Annotated in this window: 18 protein-coding genes; 9 read left to right on the top strand and 9 right to left on the bottom strand. The window is 73.0% G+C overall.

Annotated elements, in window-relative coordinates; translation table 11 throughout:
• Positions 1-73: 73 nt before the first annotated feature.
• The 3 genes from ABT232_RS09880 to ABT232_RS09870 form a co-directional block, all read right to left on the bottom strand.
• Positions 74-442, bottom strand: a complete 369-nt coding sequence (locus ABT232_RS09880) for a nucleotide pyrophosphohydrolase (RefSeq protein ID WP_351838361.1) — start codon at positions 440-442, stop codon at positions 74-76.
• On the bottom strand, positions 439-1,632 hold the full coding sequence (locus ABT232_RS09875) for an AAA family ATPase (RefSeq protein ID WP_351838358.1): 1,194 nt from the start codon (positions 1,630-1,632) through the stop codon (positions 439-441). Before ABT232_RS09875 ends, ABT232_RS09880 begins: the two co-directional genes overlap by 4 nt.
• A gap of 84 nt (positions 1,633-1,716) precedes the next feature.
• A complete protein-coding gene (locus ABT232_RS09870) occupies positions 1,717-2,112 on the bottom strand; it encodes a cell division protein SepF (RefSeq protein ID WP_351838355.1) in 396 nt (131 codons plus the stop codon).
• Between the two features lie 236 nt (positions 2,113-2,348).
• Between ABT232_RS09870 and ABT232_RS09865 the strand changes: the two genes are divergently transcribed.
• Complete coding sequence (locus tag ABT232_RS09865; RefSeq protein ID WP_351838353.1) at positions 2,349-3,884, top strand: hypothetical protein; 1,536 nt, start codon at positions 2,349-2,351, stop codon at positions 3,882-3,884.
• Positions 3,885-3,899: 15 nt separating this feature from the next.
• A complete protein-coding gene (locus tag ABT232_RS09860; RefSeq protein ID WP_351838350.1) occupies positions 3,900-6,662 on the top strand; it encodes a hypothetical protein in 2,763 nt (920 codons plus the stop codon).
• A 135-nt stretch (positions 6,663-6,797) separates the two neighbouring features.
• On the opposite strand, the gene ABT232_RS09855 is transcribed toward ABT232_RS09860, so the two are convergent.
• Complete coding sequence (locus tag ABT232_RS09855) at positions 6,798-7,592, bottom strand: thioesterase II family protein (protein ID WP_351838348.1); 795 nt, start codon at positions 7,590-7,592, stop codon at positions 6,798-6,800.
• Positions 7,589-8,032 (bottom strand): type II 3-dehydroquinate dehydratase, encoded by a 444-nt coding sequence (locus ABT232_RS09850; RefSeq protein WP_351838345.1) that lies wholly within the window; start codon positions 8,030-8,032, stop codon positions 7,589-7,591. The genes ABT232_RS09855 and ABT232_RS09850 overlap by 4 nt, the downstream gene beginning before the upstream one ends.
• Before the next feature lie 198 nt (positions 8,033-8,230).
• Between ABT232_RS09850 and ABT232_RS09845 the strand changes: the two genes are divergently transcribed.
• The 5 genes from ABT232_RS09845 to ABT232_RS09825 all read left to right on the top strand — a co-directional run bounded on the left by ABT232_RS09845 (position 8,231) and on the right by ABT232_RS09825 (position 15,178).
• Entirely contained in the window at positions 8,231-9,397 is a 1,167-nt protein-coding gene (locus ABT232_RS09845; RefSeq protein WP_351838342.1) for a DegT/DnrJ/EryC1/StrS family aminotransferase, read from the top strand.
• Complete coding sequence (locus ABT232_RS09840; RefSeq protein WP_351838339.1) at positions 9,394-10,494, top strand: Gfo/Idh/MocA family protein; 1,101 nt, start codon at positions 9,394-9,396, stop codon at positions 10,492-10,494. The genes ABT232_RS09845 and ABT232_RS09840 overlap by 4 nt, the downstream gene beginning before the upstream one ends.
• A gap of 48 nt (positions 10,495-10,542) precedes the next feature.
• Complete coding sequence (locus tag ABT232_RS09835) at positions 10,543-11,256, top strand: HAD-IA family hydrolase (RefSeq protein ID WP_351838336.1); 714 nt, start codon at positions 10,543-10,545, stop codon at positions 11,254-11,256.
• Between the two features lie 272 nt (positions 11,257-11,528).
• The gene (locus ABT232_RS09830) at positions 11,529-14,270 is read left to right on the top strand and encodes a helix-turn-helix transcriptional regulator (RefSeq protein ID WP_351838334.1); all 2,742 of its coding nucleotides are present in this window, start codon (positions 11,529-11,531) and stop codon (positions 14,268-14,270) included.
• Between the two features lie 137 nt (positions 14,271-14,407).
• Entirely contained in the window at positions 14,408-15,178 is a 771-nt protein-coding gene (locus ABT232_RS09825; RefSeq protein WP_351838332.1) for an arylamine N-acetyltransferase family protein, read from the top strand.
• Positions 15,179-15,608: 430 nt separating this feature from the next.
• Here ABT232_RS09825 and ABT232_RS09820 read toward each other — a convergent pair whose 3' ends face one another.
• The gene (locus tag ABT232_RS09820; RefSeq protein WP_351838329.1) at positions 15,609-17,090 is read right to left on the bottom strand and encodes an MFS transporter; all 1,482 of its coding nucleotides are present in this window, start codon (positions 17,088-17,090) and stop codon (positions 15,609-15,611) included.
• 117 nt (positions 17,091-17,207) lie between these two features.
• Between ABT232_RS09820 and ABT232_RS09815 the strand changes: the two genes are divergently transcribed.
• Positions 17,208-17,648, top strand: a complete 441-nt coding sequence (locus ABT232_RS09815) for a winged helix-turn-helix transcriptional regulator (protein WP_351838326.1) — start codon at positions 17,208-17,210, stop codon at positions 17,646-17,648.
• 28 nt (positions 17,649-17,676) lie between these two features.
• Here ABT232_RS09815 and ABT232_RS09810 read toward each other — a convergent pair whose 3' ends face one another.
• From ABT232_RS09810 to ABT232_RS09800, 3 genes are all read right to left on the bottom strand, one after another.
• Positions 17,677-19,314 (bottom strand): FAD-dependent oxidoreductase, encoded by a 1,638-nt coding sequence (locus tag ABT232_RS09810; RefSeq protein ID WP_351838323.1) that lies wholly within the window; start codon positions 19,312-19,314, stop codon positions 17,677-17,679.
• Between the two features lie 57 nt (positions 19,315-19,371).
• Positions 19,372-20,910: an FAD-binding oxidoreductase gene (locus ABT232_RS09805; RefSeq protein ID WP_351838320.1), complete on the bottom strand. Its 1,539-nt coding sequence runs from the start codon at positions 20,908-20,910 to the stop codon at positions 19,372-19,374.
• Positions 20,911-21,114: 204 nt separating this feature from the next.
• On the bottom strand, positions 21,115-22,035 hold the full coding sequence (locus ABT232_RS09800; RefSeq protein WP_351838317.1) for an ROK family protein: 921 nt from the start codon (positions 22,033-22,035) through the stop codon (positions 21,115-21,117).
• A gap of 241 nt (positions 22,036-22,276) precedes the next feature.
• On the opposite strand from ABT232_RS09800, the gene ABT232_RS09795 reads away from it, so the two are divergent.
• Positions 22,277-23,098, top strand: a complete 822-nt coding sequence (locus ABT232_RS09795) for a lantibiotic dehydratase C-terminal domain-containing protein (RefSeq protein WP_351838314.1) — start codon at positions 22,277-22,279, stop codon at positions 23,096-23,098.
• Positions 23,099-23,178 lie beyond the last annotated feature (80 nt).

Raw genomic sequence — 23,178 nt, 5'->3', positions numbered from 1 at the left:
GAAGACGGAAATCTCTGGACAACAATTCGGATTCGTCACGGGAGTTGACTGCGGAGAGTGATACCGGACCGAGTCACTCCGGCGTCGGGAACCTCCGCTCGTTGCGGTCGATCTTCGCGTCCAGGGCCGCCAGCGGATCGATGCCGAGCACTTCGCACAGCTGGAGCAGATAGGCGAGGACGTCGGCGACCTCGTCCGTGACCCGGTGCGCGGTGCCCGGATCGGCCATCACCCGTGTCGACTCCTCCGGCGTCAGCCACTGGAAGATCTCCACCAGCTCGGACGCCTCCACGCTGAGCGCGGCCACCAGGTTCTTGGGGGTGTGGTAGCGCTGCCAGTCGCGCGCCGCGGCGAACGCGGCGAGCCTGCGCTGCAAGCGCGCCACGTCCAGCGGTTCGCGCGGCTCCCGCGCCCGGCGCTGCTCTCGGGGCTCTCCTGTCACGGCTTCAGGTGTACCACTGTCACCCCCCGCTCCCCGACCGCCCACGAGACGTCGCTCACCGCCGCCACGCAGCGGATGTGCCCGTCGCGCGCCGACCGCACCGCCAGCCGCAGCAGAGCCTGCCGCTGGGCGGTGTCCACCTGCCGGTCGAACCCGTCGGCGAGCACGGTCAGCGCCTGGAGCGCGGCGGGCACCTCGCCGGCCGGATCGACCTCCAGGACGCCGGGGCCGGTGAGCAGCACCAGCGCCAGCGCGATGTAGCGCAGTTCGCCGTCGCCGAGCCGGGCGAAGTCGGTGCGGAAGCCGTCGCCCCGGTCGAGCAGGGCGCGCACGGTGCCGTGCCCGGCCGGTTCGGCGAGCACCTCCGCGACGGGTCCGGCGCAGCCGGCCGCCACCGCCTCGACGAACAGCGCGTGCCGCCGACCGCACTCCGCGCGGGTGCGCCACAGCACGTCGGCGACGTTGCCGCAGCCGCCGAGCAGCCGACCGGGACCGCTGGGCACGGGCGCCCGCATCCGCTCGGGCAGCGGGTCGCAGGCGAAGACGGAGCGCAGCGCGACGACCATCTGCTCGGCCGCGGCCAGCACCCGGCGCTGCCCGTCGGTCTTGCCGGCCACCCGCAGCGGCAGCAGCGCGGTGCCGAGCCGGTCGTCGGGCAGCGGGGCGCGGGTGACGGGTGCCGAGCCGGCGGTGTGCCAGGCGGCCTGGACGGCGCGCCGGTCCGGGTCCCGCAGCGCGGTCTCCAGCAGCACCACATCGCCCGCGGTCAGCCGCTCCCCCACGACGCGCAGCTCCGGCTCGGCCTGGACGGCGACGTCGAGCCGGACCGGGCCCTCGGGCCCGTCGGCGGTGCAGCCGATGCGGAAGCCGCGCCGCCGCTGCGCGTCGGGCCGGGCCCGCTCGGGCACACAGGCCGCCGGGTCGCGGAACGCCTCGCCGAGCCGCGCGCCGCCGCCGAGCCGGGCCAGCGCCTCGTAGGCCCGCAGGGCGCTGGTCTTGCCCGTGCCGCTGGGCCCGGCGAACAGGGTGACCGGCCCCAGCGGGAGCCCGGTGCGCCGGTGTCCGGCGAAGGCGGACAGACGCAGTTCGGTCAGGTGGGGACGGAGCGCGGGGGGCGGGTCGTCGCCGGGGCGCTCCCGCTGTCGCGGGGTGCGGGGGCCGGGCGTGCACGTCCTGGGGGAGACAGCCATAAGCGGACCGTAGGACCCCGCCGCCGGGCGAACCGTTCCGCTTGCACGCCCTTCCTACGATCGGGCTACCGGCGCGGGCGACGCTCAGACGCCGGGCAGCCCGGCGCCCTCCATCAGGCCCTGTACCTCGGTGCCGGGCGGGGTGAGGAGGAAGACGTTGCGGTCGACCCGGTGCATCCCGCTGGCCAGGCCGAACACCACGCCGGTGCTGAAGTCGAGGACGCGCTTGGCGACGTCGGCCTCGGCTCCGGTGAGGTCCAGCAGGACGGGGATGCCGGACATCAGGGTCTCGGCGACCTCGCGGGCGTCCGCGAAGACGTTGACGCGCAGCACCACGAAGCGGCGGCGGGTCTCCGTCTCCGCGTCGGGAAGGGTGCGGTGCCCCACCGCGGACGGCCAGGCGTCGCGTCCCCGCAGCGGCACGACCTGGGCGAGCCCTTCCCACTGTTCATCGGTGACATCGTGTCCGTGACTGTTCACCGGCTCCCCCCGATCTGACTCGCACTCATCGCCTGCACCAGCCAATTCTTACGCCAAGTCACCCGTTCGGCCCAACAGCGACACGGTGCGCGACCGTGCCGGCTTCGCCGCTCGCCGCGCCGGGCCGGCGCCCGGTGGTGCCGAACTGCGCCCGGGCGGTCAGGACTTGTCAGTGGTCCCCCGCATGATGGGATGCGCTGGGGAGGCCGTACACGGAGGGGAATTCTTTGGACCGCATGACCTCGGCCGAGCTGCGGGAGACGTTCGGGCTGTCGGAGAGCGCGTGGGAGGAGATCCGGTCGGACCCCGGCCTGATCGCGCCGATCGACCCGAAGTACACGGACGGAGTCACGAAGTGGCACGGCCAGGCCTTCGCCCGCTGGCTCGCCCGCTCGCATTCCCGCCTGGCCTCCTGGGTCCCCCTGCTGCTGCGCCCGGCGGACAGCACGGAGCACCGCTACCTCGGGGGCCGTTACGCCACCCACGAGGAGACCGGTGCCGGGCCCGACCACTTCGCCGGACTGTGGAAGACCGACGCCGGAGTGGTGGCCGTCGCCTATCCGGTCCGCTCCGCCTTCACCCCGGACCGCCTGCTCGACGTCCACGAGGAGGCGGCGACCGTCGTGGTCGTCCAGCACCACTACGACCTCTACGGCCCTGCCCTGGAAGCGGTGGACCGCGCCCGTCCCGACACGGTGTACGAGCCCCGCTGGTCGGACATCGCCGCCCACATCGGCACCCAGGTGCCCTGGTGGCCGTCCGCGGTGCGCCGCCCCGCGCACCTGACGGCGTGGCAGCCGGGTGACGCACCCGTGCCCGTCGACGTCGTCACCTGGCCGTCCTGGGAACCGCTCTACGCGCTGGCCGGGACGGAGCCCGAGGGATCGCCGGTGCGTGGCGCGCTCTTCACCATCGGACACGAGATGCGCACTCGGGCCGCCGAGTCGACGCGCCGCGAGATCGAGCGCATCCTCGACAGGCGCGGCGGGCACAGCCCGTCGGGCACCGCGCGGGCCAAGGCGGAACGGGCGGCGATGGTGCTGCCCGCCGTGGCCGGCACCGAGGACCCCGGCCGCACCGAGACCGTCCCCTCCGACACGGTCGCCCTCGGTCTGGCGGAGCTGTGCGGGCGCACCGACGACCTGGCGGTGGAGTGCCTGGAGCAGGTCAGCATGTGGAGCGACGAGGACCTGCCGTTCGGCGGCGCGTTCAGCGTCACCAGGACCCGCCCCACCCGGGAGGCCGCGGAGTGGATCAACCGGCTGCGCCCCGTGCGGCCGACGGCGATCCACCGGCTCCTGGCGGCGAACGGCAACGACGTGGTCGGAACTTTCGTCGACCCGGTCACCGGGACGCCGGTCGTCGCCTTCAAGGGCAGATTCCTCTTCAGCGATCACCGTGAGATCAGTTACCTGGGCCGCGCGCCCCGGCGGCTGCCCGCGGGTTCCGTCCTCAAGGAGATCGTGCTCGACGACCCGATCTGGGTGCGCACCACCAAGGGGGTCCTGTATCCCGCGCCCTGCATGGCGGCACCGGGGCTCTCCTGGGGCTACAGCGGTTCGGGTCCCGGCACGCTCGCGCAGTGTGCGGGCCGGCTGCTGGACGACGGGGGCGCCCACGCCGTCACCTACGACACGCGGACGCCCGAGGAACCGGCGCTGGAGGCGTTCTTCCAGATCGAGCACAAGCGCGGCACCCGGATCCCCCGCAAGGAACTCGAACGCGTCCGCGGCTCGTCCGCCGCTTCGTCCGCCGCCTCGGTCACCCGCTGAAAGGCCGTCCCGCCCATGTCCGCACTCCGTCCGTCCGCGCCGTGGCAGCTCGGCGGCCTCTTCGCGTACGAACGCGAGGCGGCGGCCTACGAGGCCGCGGTCGACGACTGCCTGGCCGAGCCCGCCGTCGCGCGGCGGCTGGGCAAGCGGCCGCAGGCCACCGCCGAGAACGTCCGCGCGCACATGCTGTCGGAGGCGAACGTGCGGCGGGCCGTGGAGCCGTGCCAGGCACACCAGCTGCGGTTCCGCGCGGCGCTGGAGAAGCATGAGGCGACGCGGACCCGGCTGGACTACCTCCACGACCCGCCGGCCCCGGCGACCATCGTCCTCCTGCTCCTGGCGATGTCCTTCCTCTCCGCCCTCGTCGCGGCTCCGTGGACGTGGGTCGCCCTCGCCGCGCTGCCGTCCGCGGTGACGGGAGCACTCGTACGGCGCAACCCGCTGTGGCGTATGCGCGTACGCCACAACCTGGGGGAGCTGGCGCTGACGGTGTCCCTGGCCTTCGCGAAGCGGCAGGCGGACCTCGCGGACCGGCGCTGGCGCCGCGACCTCCAGGTGAACGGGGTGCGCCCGCTGATGCGGCGCGTGGTCGAGGCGCTGCTGGGCGACGACCACGACTCCCTGCTGCTGCCGGACAGTTACGAAGGCCTGCGCTCGCCGCGCAGCCGGCAGTACGTCGTGGACAACGAGGCGTCCCGGCGGCTCGCCCGCAAGGTCGCGCAGCTCAGGGGCGGGACCATCGCGGTCAGCGGACCACGCGGGGCGGGCAAGTCGACGCTGCTGGAGACCTGCGCCGAGGGGGCCGACTTCTCGGTGGTGGTGCAGGCGCCCGCGACCTACTCGCCCTACGAGTTCCTGCTGTCGCTGTACATCAGGGTGTGCGAGGCGTACCTCGTCGACCGAGGCCACGAGGTGCCCGAGTTCGCCCGGCTGTCCGCCTTCCGCCGGGTGGTGCGGCACGCCGGACCGGCCGCTCGGAGGGTGACGCGGCACGTGTTCTTCGCCGCGTCGGCGGGTGCGCTCGTCGTCCTCGGCCTGGCCGCCGGCGCACGCTCGGCGTGGGACCGGTACGCCGGCCCGGTACGTGGTCAGGCCCAGGGCATCGGGGAGGGCCTCGCCGGGGCCGCCCAGGGCATCTGGAGCGGGGAGCGGGCGGGTGCCGCACTGGCGGTGACGGCCGTCGGCGTGCTGCTCTGGCGGCTGCGCCGCTGGACCGGCCTGGACGCGCTGCTCCGCGGGCTCCGGCTGTGGGCTGGTGGCCTCGCCGGACTCGGCCTCGTGCTCCTGGCGGCCGGCTCCCTCTTCGTCGACCGGGACGTCCGGCACAACGTCACCGCCCTGGCCACCGACGCGCCGGAGGCGCTGCTCCTGCTGCTGATCGGTCTCTCGCTCGCCGGACTGCTCGCGGTGCTGTGGAACGAGCGGGACCGGGAGTGGTGGATCGGCACTCGTCCGGTCACGGACCGGACGCGGCGCGTGGCGCTGGGGCTGTTCCTCGCCGCCGACCTGGGGCTGCTCTCCCGTGTCCCGGCCCTGCGCGCCCTGGCGGCCGACGACGACCATCCGTTGCGCGCGGTCTGCGTCCTGCTGGGCGTCCTGCTGTTCAAGGCAGGGTCCTGGACCGCCCCGGAGCGGGAGCCGTGGCTGGTGCGGGAGTGCCGCAACCAGCTGTACCGCCTGCAGACGGTGCAGACCTCCTCCGCGGCCGTCACCGCTGGTCCCGCACAGCTGCTGACCGCCTACACGTCGTCGCTGTCCACCGTGCCGCCCACCATGCCGGAGCTGGTCTCCGACTTCCGCGAGCTGCTGGGCCACATCGCGCAGGAGCGGTTCGCCCTCAACGGCCGTGTGGTCGTCGCCGTCGACGAGGTGGACCGGCTGGGCTCGGACGCGCAGGCGCTGGAGTTCCTGGGCGAGATCAAGGCGATCCTGGGCGTGCCGGGCGTGCACTACCTGATCTCGGTGGCGGAGGACGTCGGCGCCTCGTTCGTCCGGCGGGGTCTGCCGCATCGCGGGGTGACCGACAGCTCGCTGGACGACATCGTCCACGTGCAGCCGTGCACCCTGGCGGAGTCCGTGGAGCTCCTGCAGCGCCGGGCGCCGGGCCTCTCGGAGCCGTACAGCCTGCTGGCGCACGCGCTGTCGGGCGGACTGCCGCGCGATCTGATGCGCTACGGGCTGCGCGTCATGGAGATCGAGGACAAGACCCGGTTCGTCGAACTCACCGACATCTCCCGGCAGATGATCCTGGAGGAGCTGTCCGAGACGCTGGCGGGCTTCCGCACCCTGCTCGGCAAGCACGAGTGGACCGCGGAGACGAGCGCGATACTCCTGTCCTTCCGCGGTCTCATGGGCCACCTGCGGTACCTGTGCCCGTGCCCGTCCGCCGAGCTCCAGAAGGCACTCCAGCACGTCGCCTTCTACGACCTGGAGGAGCAGCTGGGCGCCGCCGCGGCGGCCGACGTGCCGGAGGCCACCCGGCTGCTGATCGACGAGGCCTCGGCGTACGTGCTGTTCTCGCTGACGCTGCTGGACGTCTTCGGCCGCCCCGACTTCGCGCGGCGCCGCGCCGCCGCACGGCGGCGCGGTCCGGACGGTGAGCCGGAGATGCTGGCCCAGGCCCGCCAGGAGCTGGAGCTCTCGCCCTACAGCGCGCGCCCCTTGCTCACCCGGATTCGAAGCGCCTGGGGACTGCCGTCCCGGGCGGCCGGCGACACGGTCGCGGCGATCCCGGCCCCGCGCAGCTCTCCCTGCGCCGTGCACACGCAGCCGGTCTGAACCGCCGGACAATCAGTCCGCCGTCCGCCGCCGGACATACGTACGGGGCGGACCCGGCGTCGTCGCCCGGTCCGCCCCGTATCTCGGTGCCCGTGGGTCCCGCTCCGTCTCAGCCCGACCCGCGGGTGCCGGCTCTCACCCCCGTCCGCCGGTGACCGAGCGGATGAGGTCCAGGACCTCGGGGATGTGCTCGGTCAGGTAGAAGTGGCCGCCCGTGAAGGTGCGCAGGGCGAAGCCGGCGCTGGTGTGCGTGGCCCAGGCGGCGGCCTCGTCCGCGGTGACCTGGGGGTCGGCGTCCCCGGTGAGGACGGTGATCGGGGTGCGCAGCGGCGGGCGCGGCGGGTGGCGGTAGGTCTCGATCGCCTCGTAGTCGCCGCGGATCGCCGGGAGGATCATCGCGCGCAGTTCGGGGTCCTCCAGGAAGGCCCGTTCCACGCCGCCCAGCAGCCGCAGTTCGTCCATCACGCCCTCCTCGGAGCGCAGGTGGACGGACTCGTCGCGGTGCCGGGACGGGGCGCGCCGCGCGGAGGCGATCAGTGCCCGGGGGGCGGTGCCCGCGGCTTCCAGCCGGGCGGTGACCTCGTAGCCGAGGAGGGCGCCCATGCTGTGTCCGAACAGCACCAGCGGGCGGTCGGTCCAGGGGGCCAGGGCCTCGGCGACCAGGTCGGCCAGCGGGCCGAGCCGGGTGATGCCGGGTTCGTGCCGGCGGTCCTGGCGGCCGGGGTACTGGACCGCCAGGACGTCGACCGCGGGGGCCAGCGCCCGGGCGACCGGGTGGTAGAACGCGGCCGAGCCGCCGGCGTGCGGCAGGCAGACCAGCCGTACCGGTGCCTCGGGGGCCGGCTGGAAGCGGCGGATCCAGGCTTCGGGGTCCACCGCCGGGGGGCCGCCCGCGGACGGGCGGCCCTGGATCTGGACGGTTCCGGTCATCGTGCTTCGACCGGTGTCTTCGCCATCAGCGCACGGGCGGCGAGCCGGTAGCCGTCGGCTCCCAGGCCGGCGATGAGTCCGGTGGCGATCGGAGCGATCACGGATTCATGCCGGAAGGATTCCCGTGCCCAGATATTCGAAATGTGGACCTCGATCCACGGGCGGGGGTAATTCGCCAGCGCATCGCGCAGACTCCAGCCCGCGATCATCAGGGCCCCAGGATTCACAATGGCCCCTACCGTGTCATAGCTTTCCTGAATGGCTCGTACCAGCTCTCCCTCCACGTCGTGTTGTACCTGCTTGACTTTCCAGCCCCGCTCCGCGACCTCTTCCGCGATCGAATCGGCGATGTCGGCCAGGGTCTCGGTGCCGTAGATCTCGGGCTCGCGGTTCCCCAGGATGCCCAGGTTCGGCCCGTTCAGCAGTAGCAGTTCGCTCATCTCGCCTCCAAGGTGACTCCACCAACAAAAAGGCTATTGCAGGCCCCGGGTGCACCTATTCGAGGCGGCTTCGGCAGTTCCTTTCCTAGGGTGAATTAGGGGTCCCAGTAGGGGGATGACTGGCCCTGCATTCAGGCCCTACATTCGCTTTCGACAGCGGGTACGGACCCAGCAGGACCACAAGGAGCGGAAAAGAAAATGACCCAGGAATCCCGGCCCAAGCCGAACTTCCCCGTGTGGCCCCAGTACGGGGACGACGAACGCGTCGGTCTCATCCGCGCCCTGGAGCAGGGCCAGTGGTGGCGCATGGGCGGCAGCGAGGTCGACACCTTCGAGCAGGAGTTCGGCGACTACCACGGCACGTCCCACACCCTGGCGGTCACCAACGGCACGCACGCGCTGGAACTGGCCCTCCAGGTGCTGGGCGTGGGCCCGGGCACCGAGGTCATCGTGCCGGCGTTCACCTTCATCTCCTCGTCGCAGGCCGCCCAGCGGCTCGGCGCCGTCGCCGTGCCGGTGGACATCGACCCGAACACCTTCAACCTCGACCCGACCGCCGCCGCGAACGCCATCACCCCGCGCACCGCCGCGATCATGCCGGTCCACATGGCCGGCCAGATCTGCGACATGGACGCGCTGGGCAAGGTGTCCGCCGACAGCGGGGTGCCGCTCATCCAGGACGCCGCGCACGCGCACGGCGCCGAGTGGGACGGGCGGAAGGTCGGCGAGCTGGGCGCGGTCGCCGCGTTCAGCTTCCAGAACGGCAAGCTGATGACCGCCGGCGAGGGCGGCCTGGTCACCTTCGAGGACGCCGAGCAGCGCGAGACCGCGTTCCTGCGGCACAGCTGTGGCCGTCCGAGCACGGACCGGCTGTACTACCACAAGACCTCCGGCTCCAACTTCCGGATGAACGAGTTCTCGGCGAGCGTGCTGCGCGCCCAGCTCGCCCGCCTCGGCGGCCAGATCGACACCCGTGAGCGCAACTGGCCGGTGCTGTCGCGGCTGCTGAGCGAGATCGACGGGGTGCAGCCGCAGGTCATCGACGAGCGCGTCACCCGCAACCCGCACTACATGGCGATGTTCCGGATGCCCGGCATGAGCGCCGAGCGCCGCAACCAGCTGGTCGACGCGCTGATCGAGCGTGGCCTGCCGGCCTTCGCCGCCTTCCGCGCGATCTACCGCTCGGACGGCTTCTGGGAGTACGCCGCTCCGGAGGAGTCGCTGGAGTCGATCGCCGCCCGCTGCCCCAACACCGAGGCGGTGTACGCCGACACCATCTGGCTGCACCACCGGACCCTGCTCGCCGAGGAGGAGCAGATGCACGTGATCGCGGACATCGTCGCCGAGACCCTGGCCGCGCTGTGACGCCCGCCGTCCGAGTGGCCGTGGTGGGGCTCGGCTGGGCCGGCCGGGAGATCTGGCTGTCGCGGCTGGCCCGGCACCCCCGGTACCGGGTGACCGCCGTCGTGGACCCCGCGCCCACCGCCCAGGAGGCCGCCGCCGCGGCCGGGCCCGATGTGCGGGTGTTCGCCGACGTGGCGGAGCTGACCGCGGACCACGCCGACCTCGCCGTGGTCGCCGTACCCAACCATCTGCACACTCCCGTCGCCGCCGGGCTGCTGCGCCGGGGCGTGCCGGTCTTCCTGGAGAAGCCGGTCTGCCTCACCTCCGCCGAGGCGGCGGAGCTGGTCGCGGCCGAGACGGCGGGCGGGGCGGTGCTGCTGGCGGGCAGCGCGGCCCGGCACCGCGCGGACGTGGCGGCGCTGGCCGCCGCGGTGGACCGCGAGGTGGGCGAGGTACGGCACATCGAGGTCTCCTGGGTGCGGGCCAAGGGCGTCCCGGACACCGGCGGCTGGTTCACCCGCAGCGACCTGTCGGGCGGTGGGGCCCTGGTCGACCTGGGCTGGCATCTGCTGGACACGGTCGGCTCGCTGCTCGGCCCGGTCGGCTACGAGGAGGCCCTCGGCACCGTCTCGGGCGACTTCATCAACGCCGCCTCGCACGGCACCGCCTGGCGCCGGCGCGACGAGCCGGTCGAGGCGGGCGGCGGGGACGTCGAGGACACCGCGCGCGGGTTCCTGGTGACGGCCGGCGGGGTGTCGGTGGCGCTGCGCGCCAGCTGGGCCTCGCACGAGGCGCTGGACACCACCACGATCCGGGTCGAGGGCAGCGCGGGCACGGTCTCGCTGCGGTGCACCTTCGGCTTCAGCCCCAACCGGGCGGGCGGCTCCGAGCTGCTGCTGACCCGGGCGGGCCGCACCGAGCCGGTGCCGTTCCCCGAGGAACCCATCGGCGCGGAGTACGACCGTCAGCTCGACGGCCTGCCGGACCTGCTCGCCGATCCCGCGCAGCGGGGACGGGCCGTCGCCGACGCGGCGCGGACCATCGCCGTCATCGAACGCCTCTACGGCTCCGCCCGCCGGGCCCGGTCCGCGGCGCGGCCGGTCGCCGCGGCGGTCTGAGACCGCAGCACGCGCAGCCATGCGCGCAGATTCGTCAGGGAGATCCCCGTGAACACTGGTACCGCCTTGTCCTCAGGAACCCTCACCGGCACACCCACCGGCCCGTTCCAGAATCCCAAGAGTGTGGTCGTCTTCGATCTCGACGGTGTGATCGTCGACAGTTTCCCCGTGATGCGGGAGGCGTTCACCATCGCCTACGCGGAAGTCGTCGGGGACGGGCAGGCGCCGTTCGACGAGTACGAGCGCCACCTCGGCCGATATTTTCCGGACATCATGAAGATCATGGGGCTGCCGCTGGAGATGGAGCAGCCGTTCGTCCGCGAGAGCTACCGGCTCGCCGACCGGGTGCCGCTGTTCGACGGCGTCACCGGCACCTTGCAGGAGCTGCGGCAGCGCGGGTTCCGTACCGCGATCGCCACCGGCAAGGCCGGCGACCGGGCCCGGCACCTGCTGGACCAGCTGGGCGTCATCCACTTCTTCGACCATGTCATCGGCTCCGACGAGGTGCCGCGCGCCAAGCCGGCGCCCGACATCGTGCTGCACGCGCTGGACCTGCTCGGCGTCCGTGCCGAGGACGCGTTGATGGTCGGCGACGCGGTCACCGACATCCAGGCGGCGCGCGGCGCGGGGGTCGCGGCGGTGGCTGCGCTGTGGGGCGAGTGCGACGCGGCGGAACTCCTGGGCGCGGCTCCGGACGCGACCCTGTTCCGCCCCTCCGACCTGCTGGCCCTGTGCCCGGCGGTGGCGGAGGTGGTCGGCTGAGCGATCGACGGACTCGGACACGAGAGCAGCGGACAGGAGAGCAGCGGACGCACGGAACGACGGAACAGCGGACGTCACGGCGGTCCTCCGCCGACCACCCGCGCCCGGCCGGTGACTTCCCCCTCACCGGCCGGGCGCCTTGCCGTTCGCCTCTTCGGGCGCCCGTTCATGCGCTTTTCCGTTCGAGTGGATGGGCGATTCCCAGCCGATGGCACACCCCTGCGGATAGTGGATCGCGCCGCGAAGCGGCAACCATCAATGGGGGATCAGCCATGCTTGTCGAACGCGAGGAACACTTGGAACGGCTGCTCCGCGTCCAGGAAGCCGCGCTCGCCGGAAGAGGGCGGATGGTCCTGGTCGACGGCCCGTCAGCCAGTGGGAAGACAGAACTGCTGCACGCCGTCGCGGACCGCGCGGAGGCCGCCGGGTTCCGGCTGCTGCACGCCATCTGCGCACGGCCGGAGCGCACCCACGCCCTCGGTGTGATGCACCAGCTGTGCCGCTACGCCGGAATACCCGGCTACGGCGCACCCGGCCGGACCGGCTCCGACGCACAGTCCGCCGACGATCTGTGCGCCGCCCTGCTGGAACGTTCCGTCGACGTACCTCTCCTCATCGCCGTGGACGACGTCCAGCACGCCGACGAACCGTCCCTGCGCCTCCTGCTCCACCTCTCCCGCCGACTGCGCTCGGCCCGGATCGTCGTCCTGCTCACCGACAACACCGACGTCCCGTCGGCCAACCTCCAGCTGCGCGCCGAGCTGCTGCGCGAGACCGGGCTCACCCGGCTGCGCGTCGGCCCGCTCGGCGAGGCCGGGATCACCGACTTCCTCACGCCGCGTCTCGGCCCGCAGGCCGCGCGGCGCCTCACCCCGTACTTCCGGGCCGCCACCGGCGGCAACCCGCTGCTGCTCGGCGCGCTCCTCGACGACTGGGAGGGCTCCGACGGCGACGAGGGCGCCGGCCACTCCTACGGCCTGGCGCTGCTCAGCTGTCTGCACCGCGGCGACGAGAGCACGCTCGCGCTGGCCCGCGCGCTCGCCGTGCTGGACCAGGAGTCGGACACCGACACCCTCGCCGCGCTGGCCCAGACGCCCGTGGAGCCGACCGTACGGGCGATGGCCGCGTGCGGGCTGCTCTCCGAGGACGGCAGGTTCCGGCACCCCGCGGTGCGGCAGGCCGTCCTCGACGACCTCGCGCCGCGCGAGCTGTCCGCGCTGCACCGGCGGGCCGCCCGGCTGCTGTACGACTCCGGCGCGCAGCCCGGCCGGGTCGCCCGCCATCTGCTGGAGTCCGGCCGCGCCGACGAGCCCTGGGCGGTACGCGTCCTGGTCGAGGCCGCCGACCACGAGCTGCTGGCCGACCGGCCCGCCGCGGCCGCCGCCTGCCTGGAACTCGCCCAGCGCTCCAGCGGCGACCTCGCCGAGCGGGCCGAGATCCTGGCCCGGCTCGCCCACACCGAGTTCCAGTCCGACCCGGCCGCCGCGGCCCGGCATCTGCCCCAGCTGATCACCGCGGACCGGGCCGGACGGCTGCGCTTCCCCGAATCCGCCCTGCTGGTACGGCAGTTGCTGTGGCACGGCCGCAACGAGGAGGCCGTGGACGCGCTGGAGCGCATCCGCAGCGGCCCGGCCGGCCGCGCCGACGCCTCCGGTGAGGTGGCCGACCTGGAGCAGTGGCTGTCCTGGGCCCACCCGCCGCTGGCCCGCCCGGCCCGTCCCACCGTCCCCGGACCGCGCCGCGCCGGCACCGGCCGCGCGGGCGAGGGCGCGGTGGTGTCGGTGCTGCGCAGCGAACCGTGGCTGGGACGGGCCGCCGCGCTCGCCGGCCAGCTCATCCGCGACCACCCGGAGGCGGTCGAGCGGGCCGAGCAGGGGCTGTGGGACCTCAGACTGAGCCGGTCCGCGTACTGGTCCGAGGAGGCCGCCGTCCTGGCGCTGCTCACCCTGCTGCACGGCGACCGCACGGACAGCGCCGCGGAGTGGTGCGAACGGCTGGCCCTGGACGCCGCCGAGCGCGCCACCCCGACCTGGCAGGCGGTGTTCCACGCCGTCCGCGCCGAGGTCGCGATCCGCCAGGGCGACCTCACCACGGCGGCCGACCGGGCGCGCACGGCACTGCGGCTGCTGCCGCCGAAGGCCTGGGGCGTGGCCGTGGGACTGCCGCTGGCCAGCCTGATCGTGGCCACCACCCGCATGGGCCGCTACGACGAGGCGCTGCGCCATCTCTCCCAGGCGGTGCCGCCGGCCATGTACGAGAGCTGGTACGGGCTGCCCTTCCTCCAGGCGCGCGGCATCCACCACCTGGCCACCAACCACCACCGCGCCGCCCTCGGCGACTTCCTGTCCTGCGGGGAGCTCCAGCGCAAGTGGGGCATCCAGGCGCTCGGCCCGGTGCCGTGGCGGGCCGGGGCGGCCGAGGCGTGCATCCGGCTGGGCAACACCGACCGGGCCAAGCAGCTCATCCACGAGCAGCTGACCCGGCCCGGCGCGAGCGGCGGCCGGACCCGGGGCATCGCGCTGCGGCTGTACGCCGCGACCTGCGCGCCGGGACGCGGCCTCCAGCTGCTCACCGAGGCGCTGGAACTGCTGGAGTCGGCCGGCGACCGCTTCGAACAGGCGCGGGTGCTGTCCGACATGAGCCGGCTGTACAACGCGCTGGGCGAGCAGCGGCGGGCCCGGATGCTGTTCCGGCAGAGCCTGCACGTCGCCAAGGCCTGCGAGGCGCAGCCGCTCACCCAGGAGCTGCTGGCCGGGTCCGAGGGGATCGCGCCGGTGGGCGCGGACCCGGTCCCGGAGCAGCACCGGACCCGGATCGACGAGCTGACCGGCTCCGAGATGCGGGTCGCGTCCCTCGCGGTGATGGGTTACACGAACCGCGAGATCGCGGCGAAGCTCTTCGTCACGCCGAGCACGGTCGAGCAGCATCTGACGCGGGTGTACCGGAAGTTGAAGATCCAGCGGCGTCAGGACCTGCCGTCGGATCTGTGGCCGAACGCGTCGAAGGCGGGCTGACCGCCCGTCCCCCGACTTCTCCCCTCTCCACCAGTTCACCTCTCCACCGCTTCACCTCTTCACCTCTCCACCGCTTGACCAGTTCACCTCTTCACCTCTCCACCACCGATCAGCATCGCCACTCCTTGGAGGCCGACGTGTTCGACGTAGACGCCTATCTGAAGAAACTGGGTTACTCCGGTCCGCTGGAACCCTCTCCCGAACTGCTGCGGACGCTGCACAAGCTGCATCTGATGCGGGTGCCGTTCGACAACGCCCTCAACGCCGGGCGCGGACTGGACATCTGGGAGTACGTCGACATCGACGTCGACGCGACCTTCGACGCGGTCATCACCGGCGGCCGCGGCGGGGTCTGCCACGAGATCAGCGGTCTGTTCCGCAACCTGCTGGGCCGGCTCGGCTTCGACGTGGTCATCATGTCGGCCGGGGTGCGGATGGCGAACGGGGAGTTCGGTCCCGAGCTGGAGCACATGTTCCACGCCGTGCGGTTCGGCGAGGAGCGCTGGCTGGTGGACGTCGGCTTCGCCGGCCCGTCGTTCATCGAGCCGCTGCGCCTGGCGGAGGGCGTGCAGGAGCAGTACGGCTGTGGGTACCGGCTGGACCGGGACGGCGACTGGTGGGTGCTCAACCGCCGCCCGGCGGAGGGCGCCTGGGAGATCATCTACCGCTTCCACGACGTCGTGCGGGACCTGTCCGAGTGGAAGGGCGAGCCGAGCCTGCGGGAGTACGCGCGCGAGCTGAACGCCGCGGTCACGCTCATCAAGGGGCGCGCCCTGGAGAACGGCCAGCTGACCCTGATCGGCAAGCGCATGATCAAGGTGGTGGACGGCAAGCAGGAGATCAAGGTCCTGGTGAGGCCGGCGGACTACGAGGACGCCGTCCGGACCGTCCTCGACCCGGAGTCCTGAACCCGCCTCCGCCTCCCTCGCACTCCCCCATTGACGGTGCCCCACCCGGTCGAACCGGGTGGGGCACCGTCGTGTGCGCCGAGTGCCGGCGGTGTTCGTGACACGCCTGGCGCCCGTCTCCGGCCCGTTTCCCGGGTGCGCCCTGGTTCCCCTCCGAGGTGCCCCCGTCAGGCCCTCCGCACCGCCTCCAGACCCCCGCACGGGCGTCCCCGCACCGCCTTCAGCCCTCCGCACGGGCGCCCCCGCACCGCCGCGCACCCGCCCCTCGGGCCGCCGTGGGGCCGGACGCGCGGACAGGTCCGGGCCCCTCCGCGGAGGGGCCCGGACCTGTCTCGAGCCGCGCGGGAAGAAGCCGCGCGGAAAAGGGGCCCGCCGCCGACGTCGGGGGAGCGTCGGCGGCGGGCCTTCGGGGGGAAGGGGGATGGGCTGGTTACGCGGAGTGGGCCGTTTCGCGCTCGGGGGCCTCGGTGACGGCGTCCGAGGTCGCCGACTCCTGCTCCGCGGCCTTCTGGGACTTGATCCGGAAGGCCAGGAACGCACCGGCGAGTGCGGCGATACCGCCGACCAGAGCCGACAGCTGGAGGCCGTCGACCACGTCACCGATCGGGTTGGAGGCGCCCTCGCCCAGGTCCAGGCCGGCGTTGGCGACCGCGATGAGCAGGGCCATGCCGACCGCGCCACCGATCTGCGCCGAGGTCTGGGTGAGACCGGAGGCGACACCCTGCTCGTCCGGCGCGGCGTCCGAACCGGCGGCCATGAACATCGCCGGGTAGATCATGCCGGCGAACAGACCCCACAGCAGGACGCCGGGGAGCAGCGGCCAGAAGCTGGCGTTGGTGGACATCGTCGCCGACAGGACGATCATCGCGGCGCCGACACCGATCAGGCCGCCGAACAGCGCCCCGCGGACACCCCAGCGCTTGACGACGGCCGGCAGCAGCTTGCTGGAGCCGAGCATGGCGACCGCGCTCATCGGGAGGAAGGCGAGACCGGCCTCCAGCGGGCTGTAGCCGAGGACGTCCTGGAGCTGGATGAAGAACAGGTAGTGCAGGGTGTTGATGGCGCCCTGGAAGACGAAGATGATCAGGATCGCCGTCAGCAGACCGCGGTAGCCGAACAGCCGCGGCGGGGCGAGCGGGTCGTTGGTCTTGGCCTCCAGGACGAAGAACGCGATGCCCAGGACCAGACCGGCGGCGACGGTGGCGAGCGTCTGGGAGGAGCCCCAGCCCGCCTCCGGGCCGTTGATCAGGCCGAAGACCAGCAGGGTCGACGCGGCGGTGGCGAGCAGCGCGCCGGGGATGTCGAACTTGCGGGAGTCGCCGGCGGTGACGTCCGTCGCGAGCCAGGCGTAGCAGCCGAAGATGGCGAGCACGCACAGCGGCACGTTGACGTAGAACACCCAGGCCCAGCCCAGGTAGTTGGTGAGCAGACCGCCGACCAGGGAGCCGATGATGGCGCCGGAGGCACCGGCGGTGCCCCAGACCGCGTACGCCTTGTTGCGGACCGGGCCTTCCTCGAAGCTGGTGTTGATCAGCGAGAGGGTGGCCGGGAAGAGCAGGGCGCCGCCGAGACCCTGGACGACGCGCGCGGCGACGAGCAGGCCCGGGTCGGTGGCCAGACCACCGGCCACCGAGGCGATCGCGTACAGGGCGAGGGCGAGAACCAGCATCCGGCGGGCGCCGAGCCGGTCGACCGCGCGGCCACCGAGCAGCAGCGCGCCGCCGAGGCCGACGGAGTAGGCGCTGACGACCCACTGGAGGGACTGCGCGGAGAAGCCGACCTCACGGCCGATCTCGGGCAGTGCCACGTACACGATGTTGTAGTCGATGGAGAAGATGAGCATGCAGAACGCCAGCAGTGCCATCTTCGGCCCCGGCCGTCCTCCGGGCCGGGCAAGAGCTTCGGCAGACATGTGCCATTTTTCCTTTCTGAGGGGGGTTATCTAGGTCCCTGTTCGTGAGCCCGGGTTACGGCTTGTTACTGGACTCATCATCTGTAACGATGGCCAGACAGGGAAGGAGGCACTTTCGTGTCCCAACGGAACAGCGGTGTAACCGTCGAGGTCAGCCCGGAGACGGAGTTCGAGAACATCGGCGAACCGTGTGCCGTGCGCGAGGTCCTGGACCGCATCAGCGGCAAGTGGAGCATCCAGATCATCCTCGCGGCGGCCGAGAGACCGGTCCGCTTCACCGAACTCGAACGTTCCATTCCGGGTATCAGCCGCCGGATGCTCACCCTGACGCTGCGCAGCCTCGAACGCGATGGTCTGCTGGTGCGCACCGTCTACCCCACCGTGCCGGCGAAGGTCGTCTACAGCGTGACCGACAGCGCCCGCGAACTGCACGACGCCTTCCTCACGCTGATGGGCTGGGCGGAACGCAACCGCAGCGCGATCAGCGCCTCCCGCGCGGCATACGACGCCGCGCAGGTCACGGAGGGTCAGGGGGAGCCGGCGGGCGGCCCGGCCTGAGCCGGGTACCGCCCGCGTCCGGCGGCTTTCAGCCCGCATCGCCCACGGCCTCCGAGGGCACGACGCGGAGCAGGGTCGGGTCGTCGGCGTCCGGGGTGGCGGTGAAGCCGGCCTTGCCGATGGCCTCGGCATAGCGGTCCAGCTCCCCGGCCGCGATCAGGTCGCCGTCCAGGCAGGCGACCAGGATCGGCTCGCCGCCCTCGACGGCGAAGCCGGTCTGCCGGTCGTCGAACTCGCGGCAGCCCGCCTCCCGCAGCGCGGCGCGTATCCGCTCCGCGTCCCGGTCGTGGGCCGTCCACAGCGCGCGCCCGTGGCCGCCGTGGCCGAACTCCGGCTCGGTGCCCTCGGGTGCGTGCCGGGCCGCGCGGACCACTTCGGCGAGCACCGACGGCGCCCACAGGGCCATCGGCGGCACCAGCAGGTGCTGCACCTGGAGGATCACCTTGCGGACCTCGCCGGAGACCTGCGCGGCCAGCTGCGCCTGGGTGGAGTAGCGGCCGAACAGTTCGGCGGCGGCCGGCCGGCTGCCGGCCGTCTCCGCGTAGTCGAAGTCGCCGCCGATCGCCGCCTGCCACGGCACGAACAGCACGCCCGCGGCGGCCTGGTAGAACGCCTTGGACAGCTCGGCGGTGACACCCTCCTGCTCGGTGAGCAGCTTGCCGAGGGCCAGTGCCTCCTGGGCGGCGCAGGTCATGCCCTGCCCGTAGAGGGGGTTGAAGCTGCAGAGGGAGTCGCCGAGCGCGAGGTATCCGCTCGGGACCGTCTCCAGCAGCTCGAAGTGCCGGCGGCGGTTGGCCGGGTACTGGAAGGCGACCGGCTCGGTGAGCGGTTCCGCCTGCGAGATCAGCTTGGCGATGATCGGGTCGGGCAGGCTCTCCGCGTGCTGGCGGAAGCCCTCCTCGTCCGCGGCCGGGTAGTCGCGGTGCCAGCCGCCGACCGAGACCAGCCAGCGGTCGCCCTCGACCAGCAGGGCCGCGCCGATGCGCTTCTCCGCGGGTGGGGTGGGCTGCACGAACGCCGCCTGCACCGGCAGGTCGCCGGGCTTGGCGCGGTACAGCCGGCTGACGTAGCCGACGTTGACCTTGACCTCCTCCACCTCCGGGGTGGGGAAGCCCAGCGCCGACAGCCAGCGGTCGGAGCGGGCGCCGCGGCCCGTGGAGTCCACGACCAGGTCGGCGGCCAGCCGCTCGTCGCCGTCCAGCAGCACCTCGGTGACCCGGCCGTCGGAACCGCCGAGCCCGGAGACCGAGGTGTCGGCGCGGATCGTCACGTTCGGGACCGCCGCGACGCGCCGGCGCAGCGTGTACTCCAGCAGCGGACGGGTCATCGAGACGAAGGGCTGCCCGCTGTGCACCGGGTTCCAGGCGGCGCCCAGCCGGTACAGATGGACGTCCTCGCCGGAGTCGAAGATCACCGCGCCGCGCTCGGCCAGCTCGTCCACCAGGCCGGGGAACAGCTCCCCCAGCGCCTGCTGGCCGGCCACGAGCAGGATGTGCGAGTGCTGGCCCTGCGGCACGCCGCGGCGCGGGTCACCGGAGTCCGGCAGCTCGTCCCGGTCGACGACCACGACCTGCTCGAACGCGTCGGACAGTGCCTTGGCCGCGGAGAGACCCGCTATTCCGGCGCCGATCACCACCGCGGTGCCGCGCCCGCTCGACTTGCTCATGATGGATTCCCCTCAGGTCCGTCGGATGGGTACGTCACTGCGTCTTCGCCGGGTGGTTCACTGCGCGGTGCTGCCGATGCTGCGCGGGTGGCGGAAGAAGTTGTTCGGGTCGTAGCGGCGCTTGACCTCCAGCAGCCGCAGGTAGTTGTCGCCGTAGTACTGGGTGGCCCAGTCCGGCAGCTGGGAGCCGGGGAAGTTGACGTAGGCGCCGATGCCCAGCGGGTCCAGCAGGTCCGAGCCCTTGGCCACGAAGGCCTCGGCGGCCGCCTCGGCGTCCGGCGCGGTCGGCTGGTCGAGCTGGGTGGTGAAGCCGACGATGAAGTTGGCGGTGCGGTGCGGGAAGGCGGTCGCCGTCGGCGAGACGCGGTTGGCGTTGCCGCCGACCGCCATGCAGTGCAGGAAGCGGCGCTGGCCGGCCACGCGGTCGCCGTCCCAGGCGCTGATGATCCGGTTCAGGTCGCTCGCGGAGAACGGCCGGTCGAAGAAGCGGTACGCCTCGCGCAGCCAGCCGGTGCGGTGCAGCAGGGCGTCCGGTCCGGTGCCCTCGCGGTGGCACTGGTCCTGGGTGAGGTCGCCGCAGCCGTAGGCCGTCTTCATCGCCTCGTGGTACGGCAGGTCGCTGTGGAAGCGGCTGGTGGGCTGGGCGCCGACGAGCGCGGTCAGCTGGTCCAGCGCGGCGATCGCCTCGGACTCCGGGCCGTGGTAGCCGCCGGTGACGATGATCTCCGGGACGGCGCCGGGGGCGGCGTCGGGAAGCATGAAGATCAGGGCCGAGCCGAGGTTCACCGAGCTGCTCAGCTGCCAGGCCTGCCAGGCGGCGAACACCTCCTCCGCCTTGTCCCACGACCAGGTGGTGTTGAAGAACACCATGCTGGGGGCGGCGATCGGGGCGATCTCGAACTCGGTGACGATGCCGAAGTTGCCGCCGCCACCGCCGCGCAGACCCCAGAACAGGTCCGAGTACTGCGAGGACGAGGCGCGGATCAGCCGGCCGTCGGCGGTGACCAGCTGGACCGAGCGGACCCGGTCGCTGCCCAGGCCGAACTTGCGGGTCTGGTAGCCGATGCCGCCGCCGGAGAGGAAGCCGCCGGGGCAGACGGTCGGGCAGGTGCCGGCGATGACCTGCTTGCCGTGCGGGGCCAGGGCGTGCAGGGCGTCGATGGACTGCAGGCCCGGGCCGACGCGGACGGTGCTGCTGCCGACGGTGGCGTGCCGCAGCCGGGAGGTGTCCACGACCAGGCCCTCGCCGGTGGACCAGCCGCGGTAGTTGTGGCCGCCGCTGCGGGCCCGCACGGATATCCCGTTGGCGCGGGCGAAGTTGACACAGGCCTGGACGTCGGCCGGGGTCTCGCAGTAGGCGACGGCCGTCGGGCTGATGGCGTCGAACTCCGCGAACTGGTTCTGCTTGGCGGCGGCGTAGCCGCTGTCGCCGGGGAGGACCAGGTCGCCCTGGAGCTTGGTGCCGAGGCCGCCGAAGTCGGCGGCGCTCGCGGTGGAGGCCTGCGCCAGGGTCACGCCGCCGGCGGCGACGGCCGATGCCGTGAGCGCCAGCCCTGCTCCTGCTCCGGCCCGGAGAATCGTTCGTCTGGTGTGCACGGCACTCCTAAGGAAGTTCGTTGGGACGCAAGGGATTTCAGAAGGCGGGCCAGGTGGCAGTCACATCCATGGCCTGAGCAGTGACCACTATCCGGGCGCCGGTCCACTGCCCGGGAATTTGCCGCCCACTGGCCGTCCGGGATCCCAGGACCGCCTGAAACCCGCAGGTCAGAGCGGCTGCGTCAGGGCGAGAGTCGCCGCTCATCAGGCCGGCACGGACGTCGGTGCCGGAAGGGTCCGGGCGAGGTGCAGCGCGCCGTGCAGGGAGGAGAGGCCGCCGAGGCGGGCTCGGTGGTGCGCCGGGGCCGGGTGGCCGGGGCGGGCCAGGGCCTGGCTGTGCCGTGCGACGAGGGAGGTGAGGTCGGGGAACGCGTCGGCGAAGCCGCCGCCTATCACCACGGCGGTGGGGTGCAGGAGTTCCGCCGTGCCGACGACGGCCGCGGCGAGCACCGCCGAGGCCTCGTCGAGGGCCACGACGGCCCAGGAGTCGCGGCGCTGCCAGGCCTCGCGCAGCTCGGCGGGTTCGACGGGCGCGTCGCGCAGTTCGGCGGCGCGGCGCAGGATCGCCGGTCCGGAGGCGCGGGACTGGACGCAGCCGACGCGGCCGCAGTCGCAGCGGGTGCCGCAGCGGTCGACGACGAGGTGACCGATCTCGAAGGAGCCCCGCCCGGTCCCCGGGAACAGCGCGCCGCCGACCACCGCGCCGCCGCCGACTCCGGTGCCGATGCCGAGGTAGAGCAGGTCGTCGTGGCCGGCGGCGCGTGCCTCGGCGAGCGCGGCGAGGTCGCCGTCGTCGGCGCAGGCCACGGCGGTGCCGGGCAGCATGGCCCGCAGTTCGGCGGCGAGGTCGAGACCCGCCCAGCCGGGGCGGTTGGGCCAGGCGGTGACCCGCCCGTCCGGGTCGAGGGTGGCGGGCATGGCCACGCCCGCGGCGCGCAGCGGGCCGGGCCAGTGGCGCCGTACCTCCGCGAGGGTGCGGGCGAGGGCCGCCATGTCGTCGGCCACTCCTCCGTCGGCGGACCAGCGGAAGGTGGTGCGGTACGGGTCGGCGCCCGCGCCCTCCACCCGGACGGCGACCTTGGTGCCACCGACGTCGATGCCGAGATAACCCGTGATGCCACTCATGGCGGTGAGTGTCCGGATCGCGGCCCACCGGGCGGTAACCCGGCGTCCATCGTGGTTCCAGCGCGGCCTTGCTGAACCCGTGCCGTCGGGGTGCCCCCTCCCTGCCCTCCCCCTAACTCATCCCTATCTTTCCGCGCGGACGAACCGGTCCGGGCCGTCCTCGGGTTAGGGCCGCCCGCGCACCTTAATCTCGGCGCCAATCCACCTTTTTCCACCCGACTCGCGCGAGGTGATTTCCGCGATGAACCGTCAATGGCTCTTCGTCCGGCTGCCCAACCCGATGCGCAGCCGTCCGGAGGAGCACACCGCCCGGGTGCTCTCCACGATGGCCGCCGATCTGGTCGGCCATCTGCGGGCCGAGGACCCGGACGCGCTGTGGCAGTTCCGCCGGCCCGGCCCGGCGGCCGGCCCCGACCTCGGGCTGTGGTTCCACTCGACCGAGCCGGTGCTGAAGGAGCTGGAGCGCCGGCTGCGGGCGCAGACCTCGGAGCACAACTGGCCGATGATCACGGGCGCGCATCTGCCGGAGACGGCCAAGTACCGCACGCCGCGCACCCTGCGGATGGCCGACCGGCTGGCCACGGTGTCCAGCACCTTCGCGCTGGAGCTGCTGCGCGGCGGCCGGCTGGACGAGGAGCAGCGGCAGTGTCTGGCGGCCGCGCACCTGTGGCGGCTGAGCGCGCTGACCTCCGAGGGCGAACGGGCCGCCTTCCTCTTCCACTTCTGGCAGTTCGGCACCGATGTGCTGGGCCCGGACGAGCGGGTGGAGCTGGCGGCGGAGGCGGACGCCTGGGCGCTGGCCCCGGTGTGCGGGCGGCTGCCGGGCAGCACCGGGCTGTGGGACGCGTACGTCACCGCGGTCCGCGACCTGGTCGCGGCGGGCCGTGAGGACGGGGTGCCGGTGAACTTCCTGCTCTACGACCACGTCCTGCTCACCCATGACCGGCTGGGTGTCGCGGCCCGCACCGGTGCCCGCGCGGCCCGGGCGGTGCGCACCACGCTCGCGGCCGGCACGCCGGTCCCGGCGACGCTGGCCGGGGCGACCGTCCTGACGACGGCATGACCCGGCTGACGCTCCGGCAGCTCCGGAGGTTCTGGAGAAGCGTTTCTTCACGTCCGTACCACCCTCTCCCCCACGACCGA

This window comes from Streptomyces sp. NPDC001532 (assembly GCF_040298625.1).
GTDB lineage: Bacteria > Actinomycetota > Actinomycetes > Streptomycetales > Streptomycetaceae > Streptomyces.
Note: the sequence above shows the minus strand (reverse complement) of the source record. Positions and strands in the feature narration are given on the sequence as shown.